This window comes from Planococcus chinensis, from assembly GCF_020071995.1.
GTDB classification, from domain to species: domain Bacteria; phylum Bacillota; class Bacilli; order Bacillales_A; family Planococcaceae; genus Planococcus; species Planococcus chinensis_A.
Genome location: NZ_JABWTK010000007.1, coordinates 82,985 through 104,707, shown reverse-complemented (window position 1 = coordinate 104,707; position 21,723 = coordinate 82,985). Strand labels below are relative to the sequence as shown.

The following is a 21,723-nucleotide window of genomic DNA, read 5'->3' as shown; positions in this document are numbered from 1 at the left end:
ATGAAAATACATATACTATTTGGTAATATACGAAATAACGTTGAAAACAAGTTAAGTGCGAGTTAATGTTAAATATATGCAAAAATTAGATAAAAAGTATGATATTTATTGTTCTGCTTTTCATATAAGGTATTTACTACAGGGAAGGCCAAAAGAACGAGTTTGGTTTTTCTGAGGATAAAGGATTTTATTTCCAATAAGGGGGATTCAATAGAGAATGAAGAAATTATTATTGATGGCAATCACGGCGGTACTGGCATTATCCTTATTCAGCCCTTCGCTGGCGAAAGCGGCAGATGACTTGAGCGGGCATCGATACGAAAAAGAGATGAGGGAATTGATGGCGCTCGGCGTAATATCCGGCTATCCAGGCGGATCGATTCAACCGGAACGCGAAGTGACGCGGGCGGAATTTGCGAAGATGGTCATTAAAACCTTCGAGCTTGGGACAGATGTAGAAAGTGCCCAATTCAAAAGTGCTGGATTGGCAAGCCCGGAAGTAGCGGCTGCAGCTGTAAATTTCAAAGATGTCCAAGCCGGCCAGTGGTTTTATCAGCCGGTAATGGATGCGGTACAAGCGGGCATCGTCCAGGGATATCCGGACAAAACATTCAAACCGGATGCCTCCATCACACGTGAACAAATGGCGACGATGGTATCCCGCGCATTGACGGCCAAAGGTGTGAAAGTCGATGTGGCAACGACGGCCGCCTTGGAATTCAAAGATTTATCTACTATATTGAAAGACCATGTCACGGATGTCCGCATTCTTTCGCATTTAGGAGTTTTAACAGGGAATTCGGACGGCACCTTCAAACCGAAAGACAGTTCAAAAAGATGGATGGTGGCGCTTGTTATGCTAAGAGCAAAAGAGCACACGGATGTACCTGAAGTACCCGTAGCCAAAGAATTCCAGGCGGTTTCAGTAACAGCAGATAAAACAACAGTCGTAAAACACTTTGATGCTTTCGCAGAAGCGAAAAAATACGTTCAAGGCAATTCAAAGACGCAGGCAGTTGAACGCAACAACAAAGTTCTTTGGATGAAAGAAGGAATTGCGTTTACAAACGCATTCACGGAAATCTATCCGAGCGATGCTTTAAAAGCTTCTACTGGAACGTTTCGCCCTTATGTTCCAGCAAGTACCGAATTGAAGTTTCTGGATTCCACAGAAAAAGCAGTCAAAGTGGAACTGGCAGGGAAAACCGGCTACGTGAGCCACAGCGTTCTCCGGCTGATTCCGGAGCAACAGAAAAAGGGGCAGTCGTATTACGAAGTTTCAACGGCTGGCAACCTCGTCCATAAAATTTACAACCATTCGAACGGCAGCCTTGTCTCTACCGGTGAAATCGGCAAAGCGCCGAAAGAATTTGTAGCAGGGATGAAGTATTACAGCTGGGACGGTGCAACATTCACGAATGCGTCCGGTGCACTGGTTACAGAAGCGCATCAGTATTTCAACAAATTGCCGCTTCGCACGGCATCAAACTACACCGCTGCAGAATTGGACAAATTCTTGAATGACGCTTTCCCGTATAAAGGAAAAACCCAAAACGGCAAAATGTGGACAGCGAGTCCGCTTGTTGGAACCGGTAAGTTCTTTAAAGAAATGGAAAGCACATACAAAGTCAACGCCCTTTACTTGATGGCGCATGCCATCCACGAAAGCGGCTGGGGAACGAGCAGAATTGCACAGGATAAATTCAATCTTTACGGATACGGAGCAGTGGATGCGGATCCTTACAAAGCAGCATTCGCTTATGCGACATTCAGAGAATCCATTGAATATGCTGCCCAAAAAGTCAGTGCGAATTACCTTACGACAAAAGGCGGCTTTTACAACGGGGCGTATCTTGGCGATAAAGGCGGCGGCATGAACGTGCGCTACGCGTCTGACGCATTTTGGGGAGAAAAAATCGCCGGACATATGTACCGGGCAGATTTGAAGCTTGGCGCCAAAGATCTAAATAAGAAAAATTTAGGGGCGACCACAGCTAACGCTTTGAATTTCCGAAGCAGTGCTTCGGCAGCATCGGCATTGCTTTACACAATGCCGTCTGCAGGGGTTCCGGTTGTCATCAACGGTACAACAACTGCATCAGGCACTACTTGGTATCGCGTACAATCCGAGGAAAGCAAATATGCCGAAGCATACGTCCACGGAGCGTATATCAAATTGCTGCCGGTGGTTAAATAAAGATTGTTTTAACCCGAACCTTAAAACAGGCTCAATAAATTCTTAATAATTTTTACAGAAGAAACCCGTGTTCAAGTGCTTTCTGCTTGAACACGGGTTTCTTTGTTTATGTTATACTGTCATAGAATATTTTGCCCTTAATAGAGGAGTTTTAACAATGACAGATAAATTTGTACATATATTGGACGTGCCGTTTATCGACACAACCCGCAAGGATTTTATCAAAAAACTGCAAGGCCGCATCGAAAAGCAGGAGAAGACATTTGTCGTAACTGCCAACCCGGAAATTGTCATGCACACGCTTCAGGATCCGGAGTACAAGCAAATTCTTAATCGAGCGGATTACATTACAGCAGACGGCATCGGCATCGTCAAGGCTGCAGCTATCATCGGTGAATCGCTGCCTGAACGGGTCAGCGGCTACGATATGATGCTGGACTTGCTGGAAATGGCCAATGAAAAACAGCAGCGCATCTTTTTCCTTGGCGCTTCAGAACCGGTGTTGAACGAAACGGTCCGTCTCGTCGGAGAAAGATATCCCGGTGTACAAATAGCGGGGCATCATAACGGATTTTTTGACTGGTCGGATCCGGCTTTGCCGCAAACCATTAAAAATTCCCAAGCCGACCTGGTCTTTGTGGCACTTGGATTTCCGCGCCAGGAACAATGGATCGGCCGGCATATCGACGGGTTTGATAAAGGGGTCTTTATCGGCATCGGCGGCAGTTTTGATGTCTTCAGCGGAAACGTCAAACGTGCGCCTGAAGCCTGGCAGAAATTGAACCTGGAATGGTTTTACCGCTTGGTGAAGCAGCCGACGCGCTGGAAACGGATGCTTGTCTTGCCGAAGTTCGCTTTAGTGGTGGTCCAGCGGAAGGTTTTTAGCAAAGGATGAAAAACACCTTAGTCAAAAGTACATTAATCTTATCGGTCGCTGCCTTATTATCCAAAATCCTCGGAAGCTTGTTCCGCATACCGCTTCAAAACATTGCAGGAGACGAAGTGCTCGGGATTTTCACTTTGGTGTATCCGGTTTACATGGTGGCCTTGACTTTGTCGGTCGCCGGCATTCCGATTGCCATCTCCAAATTGATCGCAGAAGCCCGTGCGAAAGGCGACGACCAGCACATCAAAACAATTTTTTCCGTATCCGGCGTGCTGGCTGCCATCTTTGGCGTCGCCAGCTTCCTATTGATTTATGTATTTTCCCATCCGATTGCCGATGTGCTCGGTGGGCCCGCCACCCGTCCGGCGCTGCTCGTCGTCTCCTGCACCTTGCTAGTGGCACCGTACATGGCTGTTTATCGAGGATTTTTCCAAGGCTATGAAAACATGACGCCGACGGCAGTTTCCCAAGTGATTGAACAGTTTATCCGCGTCGGCCTGATTCTGCTGGTTGCCGTCATCATGGTGCAAAACCTGTATAGCGACGAAGCGGTTGGCGGCGGCATCATGATCGGTTCGATTATAGGAGCAATTGCCTCTTTCATCTATTTACGTATGTTGTATGAACGGACGCCAATCCGGAAAGTGAAGCGGGTCAAAGACGGCGCGTTCTGGAAAACCGCCAAAACGATTCTTAAAATCTCCATCCCGATTTGCATCGGCGCCATCACAATGGCGCTGCTGAATCTGGTGGATTCCATTACCATTCCGACCGGTTTGAGGAATTACGGAAATTCAGGCGATGAAATCAATTACCTATATGGCATTTACGGGAGAGGCTTGGCTTTGGTGCAAATCGTTACAGTGTTCGCAAGCTCCGTCGTATTGCCGCTCATTCCGTCGATTTCAAAGAAATTGTCTGAGCGTGATTTAATCGGTTCAAAACAGCTGATTGAAAATACGTTTTTCCTTACATACCTGATTTCGATTCCGGCAGCGGTCGGCTTGATGGCCTTGACGCTGCCCATTAACCTGGGGCTGTTCACGGATCTGGAAGGAAGCCAAGTGGTTGCCATTATTTCCTTCAGTTCCTTGTTCACTTCCTTGACAGTGCTTGGAACAGGGGTGCTTCAGGGCATCAACAAAGCCAGGCTCGGCGCATGGATCATCATCGTCGGCGTCCTGATTAAACTGGTCCTCAATCTGGTTCTCGTGAACATGTACGGATTGACTGGCGCCGCCATTTCCACTGCGTTGGTTTACTTGATTTTGTTTGGGATCAATACGTATTTTATCTGGAAATATACAGCGTTCGCATATTTCTCGAAGAAAATCATCGCCATCGCTAGTGCATCCCTGATAATGGGTGCGGTGATCTGGCTGCCAAGTTTGCTGCTGGATTTCGAAAACATGTCGCGGATCCTGGCCTTGCTGTACACTGCAATCGCCATAGCGATAGGAGCAGCCATCTATTTCGGCTTGCTGCTTGCATTGAAAGTATTGGATAAAAACAATATGAGCCGGATTCCGGTTTTGAATAGGATAATTAAATAAACTATCAGATGCATCAAACCAATTAATGCAATTGATATTGAAAAACGAGCTGGAAGCCTTAGCTTAAGGCGAATTCCTAAAGCTCCAAAATAAAGGGTTAAACCATGAAAAGTTAAGGGTGTGTAATTTGTGCAAAAAGTGTTGATCGCTGTAGTCCTCGCCGCAATGATTTTGACGATTCCTTCCATAGTGCAACGTGTTCAAATAGAAGAGTCCAACGAGACAGTTGAAACGATTGTTCCGTATAAACTGGTCCATCAATGGTTGGGGAGTGATTCCACCGTTACGCGGGATCAAGTGTTTGCCGATTTGAAAGAAGCGGGCGTCCAATCCATTTCACTGGAGCCGGATACTTTGCGGACCTTGGAACGCAAAGGAATCATTACAGCGGTAAATTCTGCCCGCATGCGGGAGCATTTGCTGCTTAACCGTCAGGAGCCGCTGGATGAGTATTACAACAAAGAAGGCCTGTTTGTTGCTTCGTCACCTGATTTTCCGTTGAAAGAAACAACCGATGAGATGTTTGAAGAAACAAATGCCATTCAAGTCAACGGTGTGGATTATGTATTTATCCCGGGCTTCCAGGAAACCATTCTGTCTTCTTCGGTCGGCTATGATGAAGAAGTGGTCGATGCGGCAATCGATGCCGGGTTTAATGTGATTCCTCGCATCGCGGATTACGGCGAGGAAGAACAGACCCGGCGCATGGCAGAAAATCTATTGGCATTAAAGCGTGAAGGCATTGAAAAAGTGCTGTTTCTCGGCATCAATTCGCCGTTCTACACCGAACCGGAATTGCTGAAAGAATTTGCTGGTGAACTGAAAGATACCGGTTTTACGCTGCTTCAAATTGAAGGAGGCGATCAGGCTGCTTTTAACAATGCCGCATATGCGATGGACTTGGATGTCGTCCGGCTTCACAGTGTGCCAGTTAACCCGGCAGAACTGTCTGTTGTGTCGGAGCGAATTGTGCGGGCTGTCAAAGAGCGCAACATCCGGTCAATTTTCCTGAATGCGAACGGGGAAGATTACGTTGAAGAAATGGACGGCTTGAAAACGATTCGCGCAGATGTCGATGCCGAATTGTCCTCGGATTCTCGTGGTGAAGCCGTTACGTTTGCCTCTTATGAAGTGCCTCTTTGGCAATTGGCCGCCGGCTTGATCGGCGCAATCGCCTTTTTAAGTTTGGCAGTGGACCACGTGGTCAAAAACCGCCGGCTGACGATTTTAACTTTAGCGGGCACTGGGTTGCTTGCAGTGATTTATATGTTATTTGGCCTAAGCATTATTTTGAAAGCAATGGCGCTGGCTGTAGCAGTATCAGCCCCTGTTCTGGCAGTATTGCTGAACAAAAAGACGGACGCTAAAGGCTACTTGCTCAAAGAGTATGCTAAAGCGGTGGCTGTTACTTTAGTAGGTATTTGGTTTATAGTCGTATTGCTCAATGGAAATCAGTTCCTATTAGGTATAGACTCGTTTAGAGGAGTTAAACTTGTTTACATTGTCCCTATGGCATTTATTGCATTATATGCCATCTGGGGAAGCCTTAAATTCCTAATGGATATGAATGTGAAATATTGGCATATGATGATTTTTGCGTTAATTGCTGTGTTAGGATTGTACTATATCAGCAGAACTGGAAATGCCGGAACAGTCAGCGCAATCGAGTTGCAGGCGCGGCAATTGCTTGAACAGATCCTATACGTGCGGCCGCGGACAAAAGAATTTTTGATCGGCTTCCCGCTTTTCGTGGTGGCGCTTTATGTAGCTAAGCGAAACGTGAAAGCCAGTTACTTCCTGTTGATTCCGGCTGTCATCGGCTTTTTGTCGATGGTCAACACGTTTACTCATCTTCACATTCCTTTATCGATTTCATTGCTGAGAAGCGTATATAGCATCATTTTTGGATTTATAATTGGCGGAGCACTTATTTTATTGTATAAATGGATCGGCACACGGATAGTCGATCAGATAAAGGCGAGGTGGCAGGGTTGAGAATAGTTTTGTCTGGATATTATGGCTTTGATAATGTAGGGGATGAAGCTATTCTTTATGCCATTATCCAATCATTGAAAGAGTATTATCCAGAGGTCGGCATCGTGGTGCTGTCCAACAAACCGGAAAAAACGGCCCAGACTTACGGCGTTGAGGCGGTAAACCGATGGAATGTTGCAGAAGTGGCAAAAGTGATCAAAGCAGCGGATGGTTTGATCAGCGGCGGCGGCAGTTTGCTGCAGGACGAAACAGGGCGCAAAAGCATTCCATATTATGCAGGCGTCATGAAAATCGCCCAATTCCTGAAAAAGCCGGTCTTTGTATATGCACAAGGCATGGGGCCGGTGGCGAGCCGGATCAACCGGCTGATCATGAAAAACACGCTGCAGGCAGCCGAGCTGTTGACCGTGCGCGATGAATCATCCCGGCAATTGCTGAAAGAAATCGGCATCAAGCAGCCGGTCCAGATCGTGCCGGATCCGGTGATGGGCATCGATGCAACAGGTTTCCAAAGCGGCTGGATGGAGCATAAACAGTTTACAGGGCGCATCATTTCCGTATCGGTGCGGGACTGGACAGATGATTTGTCGTACTTGAAAAAAGTGGCGGCATCATTGGATGTTTTATCGAAAAACGGGCATAACATCGTGATGGTTCCGATGCACGGCAAGCACGACTGGAAAACGTCGAAGCGCGTAACGGATATGATGAAAGAAGAAGTCCACATCCTTCCATATGAAAGTTCCATTCAGGAAAAAATGGCGGCCATCAAAGACTCGGACGTGCTGCTCGGAATGCGACTCCATGCCTTGATTTTTGCAAGCACCGGCATGACGCCGTTTGCCGCTTTGTCGTACGACCCGAAAATCGACTCATTTGCTTCGATTGTCGGCCAGCCGGTCATCGGCAATGTCAGCGAGGACAATTGGACGGCTGAGGATATTATAGAAGCTATAGAAAAAATCTTTACGGATTATCCGGAAGAACTGAAAAAATTGGAAGAGCGGGTGGCCCCTTTGCAAAAACGGGCGGGCGATACAGCCAAACAAGTGATTGATTTGCTGAGCAAGCCTTTAACCGGTTCAACCCAGATGGTCTCTTATTCCGAACAAGCAAAAGTACGAAACCGTTAAGCAAAAAGGAGTTGCCCCTAAAGTGATTTAGGGACAACTCCTTTTTTGATTTTTGGCGTTTTGCGCAGCCGGTTTCCTTTTCCGAACACAACCCAGCTATACGGAACGAACTCGTAAAAGAACCGGACCGTACCCCAGCTGCCGAAAAACATAATAAGCAGGACGGCCAATTGCTGGAAATGGAATTCCAAAGGCCCGCCGCTGTCCGGCATGATGGGCCTCAACACCATCAGGAAAAACGGATGGATCAAGTACATGCCGAACGATACAGTGCCAAGTTCTGTCAGCAGTTTCTTAAGGAAACCCAGTTTTAACGAAGCGAGGAAGTGGACCGTGATAAAAATAGCAGCGCATGCAAATAAGGCATGCGTACTCCACGCAAATTCCACGACGCGGTTACTGAATGTCGGCTGTCCGGTGCGGATATTGTAATAAATATCGACATAAAAATAAATCATGGCCGCAAAGCCGGCAAAGATGAACGCGATCCCCGCAAAGTTCTTTCGCCAATCCCGAATCCAAGCGGCAACCGCTTCATAATACACACCAAGAAACGCCCCGAAGAAATAAAACATCATATAAGAAAGCGATACAACAGATTTCGATGGGACAAGGCCGTATTCAGCATTCAGCAGCACCCATGCCCACTGAATGGCAATCCCGATAAAAAAGGAGTACTTCCGGATCCACTTGAATTTTTTGAAGAGGTAAAGCAGGACCGGGAACATCAAGTAAAACTGTACGCTGACAAACACAAAATACAAATGGAAATGCGCGTTGCCGGTTGCGACTTTATAAAGAAAATTTTCCGCCAACGCGGGAATATCATCAAAACTTCCGTAGAGGCGCTGATAAACCAGGAAATAGAAAACCGAGAAAACGACATAAGGAACCAAAATGAACAACAGCCGTTTCTTATAAAATTGCTGGAACAACTTGGCCGTCAGGTCTCGATGGTAATACGTATAAAACAAAATAAAACTGCTCAGAAAAATGAATGTAGGTGTCCCGATTTTACCGGCGATATTCAAAAAATTATAAATGCCGAACATAATAGAGCCGGTATCTGCCGTTGCCACGGCGTGCGAAGTGGAATGGACTGCAAATACGGCGAACAAAGCGAGCGCCCGGGCGTATTGCACTTCATCCAAATACTTTCGTTTTAAAGACATTTGATCACCATGCTTTCTTTGATTGCCTCATCGATTATAGATTTGGAAAGGATCCTGTACGTTAAACACACCTCCATCATTTTACCACGGCAATTGCTAGTGCTATTTACGGAATTGTAAAGGGGGTATAAAGATTTAGTTAAATGGCAATTCATTTAAAAATCTTATTGTTCTAAAAAAGGGGGCGTGCTACACTAAAAGCGAATGATTGCGCTTACTTGCTGTGTTCAAAGAGACAGAGCATTGATCCGATACAGGCAGCTGGGTAGACGGCAATTGCTCAAAAAACTATTAAGGATGGTGTCAGAATGAAAGGAAAAGTGTTTAAGGCCACAATCGCTGCTGCATTGACAGCTAGTGTGATTGGAGTTCAAGCGCCCGCTGATGTAAAAGCAGCTGAACCGGGAGATTTCGAACTGACGATTATGCACACGAACGACACGCATGCGAATTTGGATAATGTAGCGACGCGTGCAGCAATTGTGAATGATATTCGCGGAAAGAAACCAAATAATTTATTGCTTGACGCGGGTGACGTTTTTTCAGGAACGCTTTACTTTAATACTTTCCAAGGACAGGCAGATATGACATTCATGAACATGATGAAATACGATGCCATGACTTTCGGGAACCATGAATTCGACCTTGGTTCAGTGGACAACCATCAGGCACTTGATGAGTTTGTTGCCGAAGCTGATTTCCCATTCGTCTCAGCGAACGTGGACTTTGCTGCAAATGAATTCCTCGGCGAATGGCAACATAAAGAGTATACAGCCGATTACGGGGACGGCGAGATTTACAACGGCATCATTAAAGAAGTGAACGGAGAAGAAATAGGGATTTTCGGTTTGACAACTGAAGAAACAGCTTCTATTTCCAGCCCAGCCGATGTTGAATTCACCAATTACCTGGAAGCAGCTGAAGAAGCAGTAGCAGCTTTTGAAGAAGCTGGCGTAGATAAAATCGTAGCATTGACACATATCGGTTTTGATGACTCTATTAAATTCGACAACGATTTAACGCTTGCAAAAGAAGTGGAAGGAATTGACGTCATTGTCGGTGGACACACTCATACAAAAGTATCTCCACCTGTAGTAGTGGAAAACGTGGACCCGGTTGTCATCGTTCAAGCGAACGAATACGGCAAATTTGTCGGCCAATTGGATGTTACTTTCAATGAAGAAGGCGTAATTACAAATCACGTTGGAACTCTACACGAAGTGGCGAAATCGACTCTTACTCCTGACGCAGCAGTTGCTGAAGAGCTAAAAGAATACTCTGAAGAAGTTGATGCAGTTAAAAACGAATCAATTGGAGCGGAAGCCACAATTTTGCTTGACGGCGGCCGCAGCAAAACAAATGGGGACGGAACAGGTGTCCGTGCTTCTGAAACAAATCTTGGAAGCTTGATTACAGAAGGTATGCTTTCAACTGCGAAAAAGATTGATCCTGCAACAGTCATCGCTGTACAAAACGGCGGCGGCATCCGTGCTTCTATTACAGAAGGTGTCATCACAGTCGGTGATGTTTTGACGGTTATGCCTTTTGGCAACGCATTGGCTATTATGGACCTAAAAGGTACAGAAATTAAAGCAGCTCTTGAAAACAGTGTGAAAGATCATCCAAATGAATCCGGCGGTTTCCTGCATACAGCTGGACTGGATTTCAAGTTTGATAATACACAGCCAGCAGGGTCACGTGTTACAGAAGTGACAGTAGTGGAAAATGGTACAAGTACAGCACTTGATTTGAATAAGAACTATAAAGTAGCGACGAATACGTTCACTGCAAAAGGCGGAGACGGCTACACTTCATTTGGTGAAGCGTATGCTGATGGCCGTGTAAGTGAGCCAGGCAACATCGATTATGAAATGTTCATCGATTATGTAACATCGTTGCAAGAAGGAAATCCGTACGGCATCGTGCCGGCTCCTGTAACTGAAGAGCCAGGGGAAGTGGAAATGCCGTTTACTGATCTTGACGAAAAAGGATGGGCTTATCCATACATCCAAGACTTGTACGGAAAAGGCATCATCAACGGAACAACAGGCACGACATTCTCGCCAAAACAAGACTTGCCACGCTGGCAGGCAGTAACGCTTATGGTACGTACACTGGGCTTGCCAGTAGCTGATGCACCAAAATCCAAGTTTACGGATATTTCAAAACTTCACCCGGATCGCCAAGCAGAAATCAATGCCGCTGTTGCAGCAGGCTTGATCAAAGGCGTCAGCAGCACGAAATTCAACCCGAACGAAAAAATTTCGCGCGAACACTTTGCTGTGATCATGAACCGTTTGTATGACCATGCAAGCGACAAAGATTACGCAATGACTAAACCGGCTCCGTTCAAAGATATCAGCAAGTTGAACGATGAGTCGCAAAAAGCAGTCACGATGCTTTACGATTTCGAGATTTCAGAAGGCTGGAAAGGCAACTACATGCCAGCTAAATTCACAACACGTGAAGAAACAGCAAAAATGTTCTCGTTGCTGATCAAGCAAATACCAAGCGAATAAAATAGCAAAACCCCGCCCACCGGTTCGCCGGTGTGGCGGGATTTTTGTTTATGGTTCGCAATTCAACCAAAATCACACAAAAATGCCCCGCTTCCTAAACTTAAGGAAGCGGGGCATTTTTTATCGTTCAGGCAAACTTTCCAGATAAGCATCCGACAAGCTTTCGAGCTGCAGGATGCGGTCGTAGTCCGCTTTGTACTGGCTGAAATCATCCAGCGGCGTTTCCGTTTCCAAATCGAAAGCGGTGCCGTCTTCAAAGCCTTTTTCCGGCATGAACAGGATGTCGTCGTTCCAGAACGAACCGACTGGCAAGTAATAGCGGGCACCGAGCAAGTTGGAATCGTGATTCAACAAATCTTGCCCGAAGACCACTTGTTCGTCGAGCGGCAAACCAAGCAGGTTGGCTAGCGTCGGCATCATATCCAGCTGGCCGCTCATTTTCTCGAAAGTCTCGCCCTGATCCGTAATCCCAGGCGCATGGACGATGAACGGGACATTCAAACGGTCCAGTGTCTGGTACTCGCGGCCGAGCAATTCGCTGACCAAATCGACATCGCGTTCGCTGATGGCGCTTTGCTGCAGGCCGAAATGGTCGCCGTAAATGGCAATGACGCTGTTTTCGTAAATGCCTTCTGCTTTTAATTGCTCAATAAAATCGTTGATGACGCGGTCCATATAATGCATGGATACTAAATAATCACCGGTCAAAGAATCTTTGAATTGATCCGGCAGCACAAACTGGCGTTCTTCTGCTGGCAACGTGAATGGATGGTGGCTGGTCAGCCCGATCAGATGGGCAAAGAACGGTTTGTCTTTGGCGTGTTGTTCTTTCAATACCGGCAAGGCTTTGTCGAACATGACTTCATCAGATGGACCGATGCCGATCACGTCTTCATTGCCAAAGAATTCGCCGTAGTAGAAATTATTGAATCCAAGTGCCGGATACAATTCATCGCGGTTCCAGAAAGAAATGTCATCCGCGTGGAACGTCATTGTCGTGTAGTTGCGCTCGTTCAGCAAACGCGGCAGACTTGGGAATTGTTTATTGCCAAAGGTTTGGGAGGTCGGGTTGAACGCCACCGGGTAAAGCGAGGTGTTCAGGATAAATTCCGCATCCGACGTATTTCCAGGCCCGGTCTGCTGGGCGGTGTTCGGGAAATAAAAACTTTCATCAAGCAATTTGTTCATGTTCGGCGTCACTTCATTGCCGCCGACATCCAGGCGGAGCGGGAAGTTCTGCATCGACTCAACTTGGATGACAATCAAATTGCGTCCTTCGGCATCACCGAAAAATTTGCGATCCGCAACCGGAATGTCCTCTAACCCTTTCAATTCCAGCACTTCTTTTTGCAGCTCGGCTGCGTTTTCGACCGACACATTGGTTTGTGCGTTTACTTGGCTGTCAGGGCCAAAAACGATTTCGAGCGCTTCATAGTTCAGGATCCCTTTTTCTTCTGCAGCAATAACGTTGTTCGCAATCAGTTCATCTTTATGGGATGTAAAGTTGACGAGCGTCACAACAATCGCTGCCAATAAAATCGGCACAACCAAATATTTCGCATTCAAAGGCTTTGTGCTGAGCGGGTATTTCCGGAACGCCAGCAAGACGAGCAAAATGAGAATGTCTGCGAAGAACAGAATATAGACCGGATTCAGCAACGCCGTGATGCTTTCCGAAATGGTGCCGACTTGGCCAACCTGGAACAGCGCAAAGTACGTTACGATACGGCCGAAGAAGGAATGATACATAATGACCGCCAAAAACAGTGTGGAAAACAGAAGGCTGAACAGGAGAAACGTCCACGGCTTCCATTTCACGGCAATCAATTCAATGATGGCCGCAAACAGCACAATATAGCTCAGCTCCAGGACAACTGCTTTCAACAGACTGACTTCCTGGAATAATAAGAAGCGCAGCAGCACCACTTTTAATAATAATAAAAGAGAAATAATAAACAAATGACTTTTGAAGAATTGAAGTACCGATTCTTTTTTCATAAATTAACCACCTAATTTAGATCCTTTTTTTGTCCAACCTTTATTGTTCGTGAAAGAACGGAAGAAGTCAAGTAGCTGCGGAATTGTGTGCGAGGAGAGGTTTGAAAGAAGGCAATGGGTCTGCTACCATTACAGGAGGCATATTTGGAATAAGCATAAATGGAGGACATAATGAAAAAGACACATATAGGATTTATTGCATTGCTTCTGCTCGCAATTTTGTTGATTGCGGGATGGATGGGCTTTAAGGAAGAAGCTTCAGCAACCGACTTTGATGTCGTGGTCTTCGGGGGTGAACCGGAAGGCGTGGCGGCGGCTGTTTCGGCAGCAAGGAACGGCAGCAAGACGCTATTGATCTCCGAGGATGATAGCTTAGGCGGTTTAATGACAGACGGCATGCTGAATTTTCTTGATGTCAGCTCGGATAAAAACGGCAATCCCGCCAATGCCGGGATTTTTGCCGAATGGCATGAGATGGTCGGCGGCCAAGTGGGCTTTGACATTGAAACCGCGGAAAAAGCGTTTCACCAATTGGTGGCTGAAGAAGACAACCTGACCTTACTGAAGGAAACGCAAATTACTGAAACGGTGAAAGAAGGCAAACGCCTCTCAGCCATTAAGTTGGCGGAAGCGTCGGGAGAAAGCCGGACGGTTACCGCAAAACGCTTTATCGACAGCACGAAAGACGGAGATTTGGCCGTGAAAGCAGGGGCTCCTTATTTTGCCGGCGGCGGAGACATGGGCCTTGAAGACCGGAAAATGGCCGTGACGCTGATGATCCACTTGAAAGGCGTCGACTGGGAAGGGCTCCAAAAAGCATCGAAAGAAGGCGTCTTTGGCGGCGGTGAAGTAAGCGGCAATGTCGCCTGGGGATACGGCGATTTGCATTTCGATTATAAAGCGCACCATGCAAAAGACACACGCCTTCGCGGGTTGAACATTGTCCGCCAAAGCGACGGGACCATTGTCATCAATGCACTGCAAATTTTCGGCGTGGACGGACTGGATCCGGAGTCGAAAAAAGCCGCCATCGAAATGGGGAAAGAGGAAACCAATTATATAGTAGAGTTTCTGCGCAACAACTTCCCGGGATTTGAAAAAGCGGAAGTTGCAAGTTACCCGGAAGAACTTTATATAAGAGAAACCCGCCACATAAAAGCGGAATACCAACTGCCATTGAGTGATGTCTGGGAAAACAAAGACCATTGGGATTCAATCGGATTCGGTGCTTACCCGGTCGATGAACAAGCCACGTCCATTGAAGACTACGGCGCCATCTATAGCGATCCGGTGCAATACGCCATCCCGTTCCGCTCGCTTGTGCCGCAGAACGTAGACGGATTGCTCGTCGCAAGCAAAGCCGCCGGCTACAGCTCGCTCGCTGCCGGCAGTGCACGCGTATTGCCGACTGGCATGACGGCCGGCGAAGCGGCAGGTGCAGCAGCGGCCATTTCAATCAACGAAGACATGGGCTTGCGGGAAATGAGCAAAGACAAAGCAGCCATCAAAAAGCTTCAGCATACGCTGAAAGAGCAAGGCGCCAATCTCTATTCATTCGACCTCGGCTACTCTTACGAAGGGGAATGGTTTTACCCGGAAGTCCGGACCCTGCTTAACCTTGGCTTGATCAAAGGCGCATATGAAAACAAATTGCCAGTGGAAGAGCCGATGGTGGAACAAGCATTTGCAAACATTTTAATGCACGGCGCCAACCGCATCTCAACGCCCGAAGCTGAAAAAATGCGCGCCAATCTGGAAGCGATGCAAGGGCAAGTGACGGCGGACCAGGAATTGACCCGCAATCAAGCCGCCAAGCTGATTCTCGCATTCAACGGGATAACAATAGAAGAAGTGGACCCTTGGGGCGAAGCGGTCAAAGCCGGCCTGATTGACGGAACCATTGCAAACCGGCTGAAAGAAGACCGGCCATTGACCGGTGCGGAAGCATATTACCTCATCGGGAAAGTGCTGAAGAAAATTCAATAAGAAGAGAAAGGCATTTGCTTGCAAATGCCTTTTTCTTTTGGGAAAGATGAGGCAGCACATTAGCTTGAGGGTGTACGCGAGTGAAGAACGTCGATAGAAAGCTGTGAAACTTCGATAGAAATCGAAAAAACACCGATAGAAGCCTCAAAAACTTCGATAGATTCCAATAAGACAGTGGTCTAGCTCATATAAAACTTCGATAAGGAAATACTTCCACGGTCCCTGCGGCATTTCGCTAAGGCGAAATGCGCCCTTAGGTCTTAAAGGAGCCCTTCGCTTAAGCGAAGGGCTTTTCCAATCAAAGCTATTTGATCTTTAGAAATCTGTTTGGGGAACTACGGAAGAAAGTTGAAAAACATCGATAGAAGCGTTGGAAACTTCGATAGAAAAGCGAAAAACTTCGATAGAAAAGCGAAAAACACCGATAAAACCTCCAAAAACTTCGATAGAGATTCAATGGGAGCACTTAGAAGAGACACCTGAGGACAAGTTGCCCATTTGCCAAGTACTTTCTTCAAGCAAATCAACCCTCTTTTTACCATTTTTCTGCCTCCAACTTTGGTAATAGAGCGACTCCATAGAAAATTGTATTTATTTATCTTATTCCGAAAAAATAAATATAATTTTTTACAATTATGAAGTATACTATTCCCGTACCATAGTAAATCTCCTGAGGAGTGGAAAACGAGTGTCGAAAAACGTATTCACCAAGATTTTCTTAAGCCTTCTTCTGGCTTTGTCCGCTGTCTTGCCGACCATGGCAACAGCAAATGCCGCAGAACCGATTACAGTAGCGGAAGCGATCGCCAATAACAGCGGTACAGCTACAGTGAAAGGGTATATCGTTGGAACAGTTAGTAACGGACCAAGTTACAAACAGGAAGGACCATTTACTGTACCTTCTAACTTAGCTTTAGCTGACTCTCCTGATGAAACAGATCCAGCTAAAATCATGCCGGTAGCTTTACCGACTAGTACTTCAATACGCACAGCATTGAATTTAGTGGACCACCCAGAAAACTTTAAAGCTCAGGTTACCATTACAGGGAACCTGGAAAAATATTTTGGAGCATCCGGTTTAAAATCTCCAACAGCATATACGATTCTTTCTGCCGGTGAAACACCACCGCCAGCACCGGAAGCGACAATCGTCGATTCCATCGCAAAAGCCCGCACATCTGGCGGCGAACTGATCCAAGTTGAAGGCATCGTCACAACTGGAACAGGCTTCTGGGGCGGAAATGCATTTTACATCCAGGATGATACTGCAGGAATGTACGTTTACACAAGCAGCGCGAATGTTGCACCTGGCGACAAAGTGCGATTGACAGGAAAAACTTCCGAGTACTCAGGGGAACTGCAATTGCAGCCTACAAACATCGAAGTCGTTTCAAAAAACAACGCATTGCCGGAAACACAAACTGTATCACCAGCTGGCGTAAATGAAGAAACGCAAGGCGAACACATTCTAATTGAAAACGCTGTCATTACAGGTCTGACGTCTGTGAACGATTACGGTACGTTTGAGTTTACAGCAAAAGCCGAAAACGGCGAAACGGTCGTTGTCCGCAATGACAACCGCAACGGTTACCTGTTTGACCAGTTTACCAAACAATATAAAGAAGGCGACTTGATCCATGTATCGGGCATCGCTTCGAAATTCAATACTTCATACCAAGTGAAAACACTAGGGTCAGAAAGCTTTGACCTGGTCAACAAACCAGCCGTTTACACAAACCTTTTCCCAGGCGTCGTTTCTGAAGGAACGGAAATCGACCTTCAATCCGGCTGGGACAATGCGGAAATCTATTACACGCTCGACGGCTCAAAACCAACAGCGAGCAGCACACGCTACACAGCGCCAATCGTATTGGCAAAAGATACAACGATCAAAGCAATCGCCATTGGCGATAAAACATCTGAAGTATTTTCATTCGATTACACCGTCCTGAAAACTGCGGACTTGAAAATCCGTGACATCCAGGGCGACGGCCATTATTCGGATTACAAAAATGTCGTAGTGAATGACATCGTCGGAGTCGTGACGCATCTTTACAACTCCGCAAACTTTGTCATCCAAGACACAAATCCGGACAACGACTTGACCACTTCTGAGGCCATCATGGTCAATAAAGCATCGAACGGCTTGGCTGTCGGTGACTTAGTGAAAGTCAGCGGAACCGTGGAAGAGCATTTCCAGGAAGGCTATTCCGATATGAAAGACGTCGACCTTCCAATTACGCGCATCCGTGCAACAGAAGCTGTGGCGAATGGAACAGCGCCGCTTCCTGAACCGATTGTCATCGGCGAAGACGTGCAGCCGCCGTCTGAAATCATCGACAACGATGGGTTGACTTCATTTGACCCGGAAGAAGACGGCATAGATTTCTGGGAATCGCTTGAATTGATGCGTTTGGCAGTGCCGAACGCAAAAATCCTTGGGCCGCAGGGCTATGGAGAAGTGGTTGTCGTAGCGGAAAACTCGCCGAACACGGTATTCCATAAGCAAGGCGGAATCCTGCTTTCGGAAAACGACTACAACCCGGAACGCATCACCGTCGACTTTAACAATGAGAAGTTCATCGCGAAAGCGGGCGACTCATTTGATGGCGACGTTATCGGCGTCATGGGCTTCGGCTTCGGAAACTACAAATTATGGACGAACGAAAAAGATCTTCCGCCTCTAGTAGACGGTAAGGTTAAACCGGAAACAACATGGATCGAGAACGCTGAAGACAAGTTGACTGTAGCGAGCTACAATGTGGAAAACTTCTCAGCCGATCCGAACCATACGAGCAACGAAAAAGCGGCGCGCCTTGGCGAATCGTTTGTGAAAAACTTGAACTCACCGGACATCATTTCGTTGATTGAAGTACAGGACAACGACGGCCCGATTGCATCCGGCAACAGCGATGCAACGAAGAGCTATGAGCGTCTGATTGCAGCGATCAAAGCAGCAGGCGGACCGGAATACAAATTCACGGACATTGTCCCTGAATACAACAAAGACGGCGGCGAGCCGGGCGGAAACATCCGCGTCGGATTCTTGTACAACCCGGAACGCGTATCACTAGTTGAAGGAGCAAAAGGCTCATCGACTGAAACAAATTCATGGAAAGACGGCGAACTTGTCTTGAACCCTGGACGCATTCAACCGATTCCAATGCCAGGCACACGCAAGCCTTTAGCAGCACAATTTGACTTCCAAGGAGAAAAAGTGATTGTCATTTCAGCCCACTTGAACTCAAAAGGCGGAGACCAATCGCTGTTCGGCAAAAACCAGCCGCCAGTTCTTGGTTCAGTACCAGAGCGCATTGAGCTTGCGAAAGCAATCAATGGCTTTATTGCCGAAGGGCAGAAACAAGATCCGGATTTGAATGTCGTTGTTACAGGCGACATGAACGATTTCGAATTCACACCGGCTTTGAAAGCATTAAAAGGCGACAACTTGACGAACAAAGTTGAAGATGTGCCGCTTGAAGACCGTTTCTCTTATTACTACCAAGGCAACTCGCAAGTGCTCGACCACATTTTGGTAACAAACAATTTGGCGGACAACACCGATATCGACATGCTGCACATTAACTCGATGTTCATGGAATATCATGGCCACGCGTCTGACCATGACCCGGTTCTTGCACAAATCGATTTCAATTCAAACGAAGAAGAACCGGAACTTCCGGAAATGCCGTTTACGGATGTATTTGAAAGCGACTGGTCATACAGCCACATCTACAATTTGTATAGAGATGGCATCATTAACGGAACTACCGCAACCACGTTCTCACCTAAAAAGAATTTGACCCGTGTAGAAGCCGTGACAATCATGACCCGCATGTTTGATTTGGAGCCGGAAAAAGCACCGAAGTCGAAATTCAAAGACATCGGAAAACTGTATCCGGAGCGCCAGGCGGAAATCAATGCCGCTTATCATGCAGGATTGATCAAAGGCTTCAACGCAACCGAGTTCAAGCCGAATGAACCGATTACGCGTGCGCATTTTGCATTGCTTGTACACCGTCTGATTGAAATGACTACTGAGGAATACGGAGTGGATAAATACGCACCGTACAAAGACATCAGCAGACTGACAAAAGAAGAAAAAGAAGCGATCACGGTCCTTTACGAACTGGAAATCGCTCACGGCTACAACAACAAATTCATGCCGGCTAAATTCACGTCGCGTGAAGAAGCAGCTAAAATGTTCGATATTTTCATCGACTACCTCGTAGCAGAGGATGCTTCGCTGAAATAGAAATTAAGAGATTGCCCTGAATATTATTTAGGGCAATCTCTTTTTTTTATGGTGATGAATGTTGGGTTTGAAAGTGGCGTATGTCCCGGCTCGGATGCAGCTTTTATTAAGATTGTGTAACTCTTTCAAAATAGCGTTGACGGGGAGTAGAGGAATGGTTAAAGTTTAGTTTAAAGAATAGTATAAATTGTAAATTAATATTTTATTTCTAATAATTTACAAATCGTCAAATCAGGGGAAACGCAGACAAGCTTGCCAGTTCACAACCATTTTACAGAAAAGAGGAGGCACACCGTCAGATGCCAAAAAGCAAATGGAACAAAGGAATGCAAGTCCTGTTATCAATCGGGCTGGTCGCAAGTTTGTGGCTGCCGGGTTCACCAGAAAAAGTGGAAGCGGCGACCACGGCAAGTGATCTGTTTATTTCAGAATACGTTGAAGGCAGCAGCATGAACAAAGCGGTCGAACTTTATAATGGTACGGGAGCGGCTGTAAACTTGAGTTCCTATTCCCTATCCTTGTATTCAAATGGCAGCACTTCCGCGCAGAGCCGAGTGAATCTGTCCGGAACGCTCGCGAACGGAGAAACCTTTGTCGTCTACCACGGCAGCGCGGGGACGGCAATAAAAGCCCAAGGCGACCTGCGGAATGACGGCGTCATCAATTTCAATGGGGACGATGCCTTGGTGCTGGAGAAATCCGGCGCCGCAATCGATTCAATTGGCCAGACCGGCAAACGCGTTAACAATCTGGCAGACGTCACTTTGGTGCGGAATGCAGAAGTGACTTCAGGCGACCGTGTCATCAACGATGCATTCAATCCATCGACACAGTGGACGGTTTATCCAACAGATACGTTCAGCAAACTTGGTGCGCACACGATGAATGGTTCAAGTACTGCACCGAACGGAGCGCCGGTTGCAACAAAGGCCTTTGCAAATGAGCAAGTGCAATCCGGCACGTCGCTGCAATATGATCTGCGCAATTATTTCTCGGATCCGGAAGGGCAAGCCCTTTCCTTTACAGCGACAAAAGGGACAATAGCCGGTTCCACCTTGACGCTGAAACTTACTGAAGGCACGCATATCGTCGGCGTGACAGCGAGCGACGGCAGCAAGAGCGTCACGCAGTCATTTTCCGTAACCGTCAGTGCGTCAGCTCCGAGTGTGGAAGGCTATTATGCAACAGCCGCCGGTCTGCAGGGAGAGGCATTAAAAGCGGAACTGCATGAAATCATCGATGACCACAAGCAGCTCAGCTATTCAGCAGTATGGGATGCGCTTAAAGTGACCGATGAAGACCCGAACAATCCGAATAACGTCATTTTACTTTACACCGGCGAATCCCGTTCGAAATCATTGAACGGCGGCAATATCGGCAACTGGAACCGCGAGCACACCTGGGCGAAATCACACGGCGATTTCGGAACAGCCAACGGAGCTGGAACCGACATCCATCACGTGCGCCCGAGCGACGTGCAGATAAACGGACTGCGCGGCAATCTTGACTTTGACTACGGCGGCAGCGCAGTGAGCGGCTGCACCGGCTGCTTGCGCACATCCACTTCATGGGAACCGCCGAACAACGTAAAAGGCGACGTAGCCCGCATGCTCCTGTACATGGCGGTGCGTTACGAACCGGGCGATCCGGTGGATTTGGAACTGAACAATCAATTAAACAATGGAACTGCGCCATACCACGGAAAACTTTCGGTGCTATTGCAATGGCATGCACAAGATCCCGTCAGCGCATGGGAAAAGCAGCGCAATGAAAAAATCGAAGACATCCAGGGCAACCGCAATCCATTTGTCGATCATCCGGAATGGGCAGAAGCCATCTGGTAATAATAAGTAGTGGGCGTGCTAAGCACGTCCGCTATTTTTTTGTGAAAAAGACATATAAAACCCAAAGTGTAGAAAAAAGAAAGATGATGTGTAAACCAACCGGACCGGCCACTTCGCTTTCCGTGGGCTCAGCTTCAGTCTCCTCGTCACTAACGTTCCTGCGGGGTCTTCAGCTTTCGCTGTCC

At 47.0% G+C, this 21,723-nt stretch carries 11 protein-coding genes; 9 read left to right on the top strand and 2 right to left on the bottom strand.

The window, feature by feature from the left end; genetic code table 11:
* The first annotated feature begins 217 nt into the window (after positions 1-217).
* The 5 genes from HU147_RS12750 (at position 218) to csaB (ending at position 7,764) form a co-directional block, all read left to right on the top strand.
* Positions 218-2,197 carry an S-layer homology domain-containing protein gene (locus tag HU147_RS12750; protein WP_224076614.1) on the top strand — a complete coding sequence of 660 codons (1,980 nt, stop codon included), beginning with the start codon at positions 218-220 and terminating at the stop codon, positions 2,195-2,197.
* Between the two features lie 157 nt (positions 2,198-2,354).
* Positions 2,355-3,092: a WecB/TagA/CpsF family glycosyltransferase gene (locus HU147_RS12745; RefSeq protein ID WP_224076613.1), complete on the top strand. Its 738-nt coding sequence runs from the start codon at positions 2,355-2,357 to the stop codon at positions 3,090-3,092.
* On the top strand, positions 3,089-4,636 hold the full coding sequence (locus HU147_RS12740) for a putative polysaccharide biosynthesis protein (RefSeq protein WP_224076612.1): 1,548 nt from the start codon (positions 3,089-3,091) through the stop codon (positions 4,634-4,636). Before HU147_RS12745 ends, HU147_RS12740 begins: the two co-directional genes overlap by 4 nt.
* Positions 4,637-4,765: 129 nt before the next feature.
* Positions 4,766-6,631, top strand: a complete 1,866-nt coding sequence (locus HU147_RS12735) for a DUF5693 family protein (RefSeq protein ID WP_224076611.1) — start codon at positions 4,766-4,768, stop codon at positions 6,629-6,631.
* Positions 6,619-7,764, top strand: coding sequence for a polysaccharide pyruvyl transferase CsaB (gene csaB, locus HU147_RS12730; RefSeq protein ID WP_317985519.1), 1,146 nt, complete (start codon positions 6,619-6,621; stop codon positions 7,762-7,764). Before HU147_RS12735 ends, csaB begins: the two co-directional genes overlap by 13 nt.
* A 17-nt stretch (positions 7,765-7,781) precedes the next feature.
* Here csaB and HU147_RS12725 read toward each other — a convergent pair whose 3' ends face one another.
* Entirely contained in the window at positions 7,782-8,936 is a 1,155-nt protein-coding gene (locus HU147_RS12725) for an acyltransferase (protein ID WP_224076609.1), read from the bottom strand.
* A 308-nt stretch (positions 8,937-9,244) separates the two neighbouring features.
* Here HU147_RS12725 and HU147_RS12720 point away from each other — a divergent pair, with 308 nt between their 5' ends.
* Complete coding sequence (locus tag HU147_RS12720; protein WP_224076608.1) at positions 9,245-11,455, top strand: 5'-nucleotidase C-terminal domain-containing protein; 2,211 nt, start codon at positions 9,245-9,247, stop codon at positions 11,453-11,455.
* A 120-nt stretch (positions 11,456-11,575) separates the two neighbouring features.
* Here the strand turns inward: HU147_RS12720 and HU147_RS12715 are convergent, their stop codons facing one another.
* Entirely contained in the window at positions 11,576-13,453 is a 1,878-nt protein-coding gene (locus tag HU147_RS12715; RefSeq protein WP_224076607.1) for an LTA synthase family protein, read from the bottom strand.
* A 171-nt stretch (positions 13,454-13,624) separates the two neighbouring features.
* Between HU147_RS12715 and HU147_RS12710 the strand changes: the two genes are divergently transcribed.
* The 3 genes from HU147_RS12710 to HU147_RS12700 all read left to right on the top strand — a co-directional run bounded on the left by HU147_RS12710 (position 13,625) and on the right by HU147_RS12700 (position 21,538).
* Entirely contained in the window at positions 13,625-15,439 is a 1,815-nt protein-coding gene (locus tag HU147_RS12710; RefSeq protein WP_224076606.1) for an FAD-dependent oxidoreductase, read from the top strand.
* Between the two features lie 688 nt (positions 15,440-16,127).
* A complete protein-coding gene (locus tag HU147_RS12705) occupies positions 16,128-19,694 on the top strand; it encodes a DUF6359 domain-containing protein (RefSeq protein ID WP_224076605.1) in 3,567 nt (1,188 codons plus the stop codon).
* Positions 19,695-19,993: 299 nt separating this feature from the next.
* Positions 19,994-21,538 (top strand): endonuclease, encoded by a 1,545-nt coding sequence (locus HU147_RS12700; protein ID WP_224076604.1) that lies wholly within the window; start codon positions 19,994-19,996, stop codon positions 21,536-21,538.
* The last annotated feature ends 185 nt before the right edge of the window (positions 21,539-21,723 follow it).

Excerpts from the sequence above, each read along its gene's own strand:
- HU147_RS12700 (WP_224076604.1), top strand. The coding sequence starts at position 19,994 with ATGCCAAAAAGCAAATGGAACAAAGGAATGCAAGTCCTGTTATCAATC.
- HU147_RS12745 (WP_224076613.1), top strand. The coding sequence starts at position 2,355 with ATGACAGATAAATTTGTACATATATTGGACGTGCCGTTTATCGACACA.
- HU147_RS12715 (WP_224076607.1), bottom strand. The coding sequence starts at position 13,453 with ATGAAAAAAGAATCGGTACTTCAATTCTTCAAAAGTCATTTGTTTATT.
- HU147_RS12750 (WP_224076614.1), top strand. The coding sequence starts at position 218 with ATGAAGAAATTATTATTGATGGCAATCACGGCGGTACTGGCATTATCC.
- HU147_RS12720 (WP_224076608.1), top strand. The coding sequence starts at position 9,245 with ATGAAAGGAAAAGTGTTTAAGGCCACAATCGCTGCTGCATTGACAGCT.
- HU147_RS12740 (WP_224076612.1), top strand. The coding sequence starts at position 3,089 with ATGAAAAACACCTTAGTCAAAAGTACATTAATCTTATCGGTCGCTGCC.
- HU147_RS12710 (WP_224076606.1), top strand. The coding sequence starts at position 13,625 with ATGAAAAAGACACATATAGGATTTATTGCATTGCTTCTGCTCGCAATT.
- HU147_RS12725 (WP_224076609.1), bottom strand. The coding sequence starts at position 8,936 with ATGTCTTTAAAACGAAAGTATTTGGATGAAGTGCAATACGCCCGGGCG.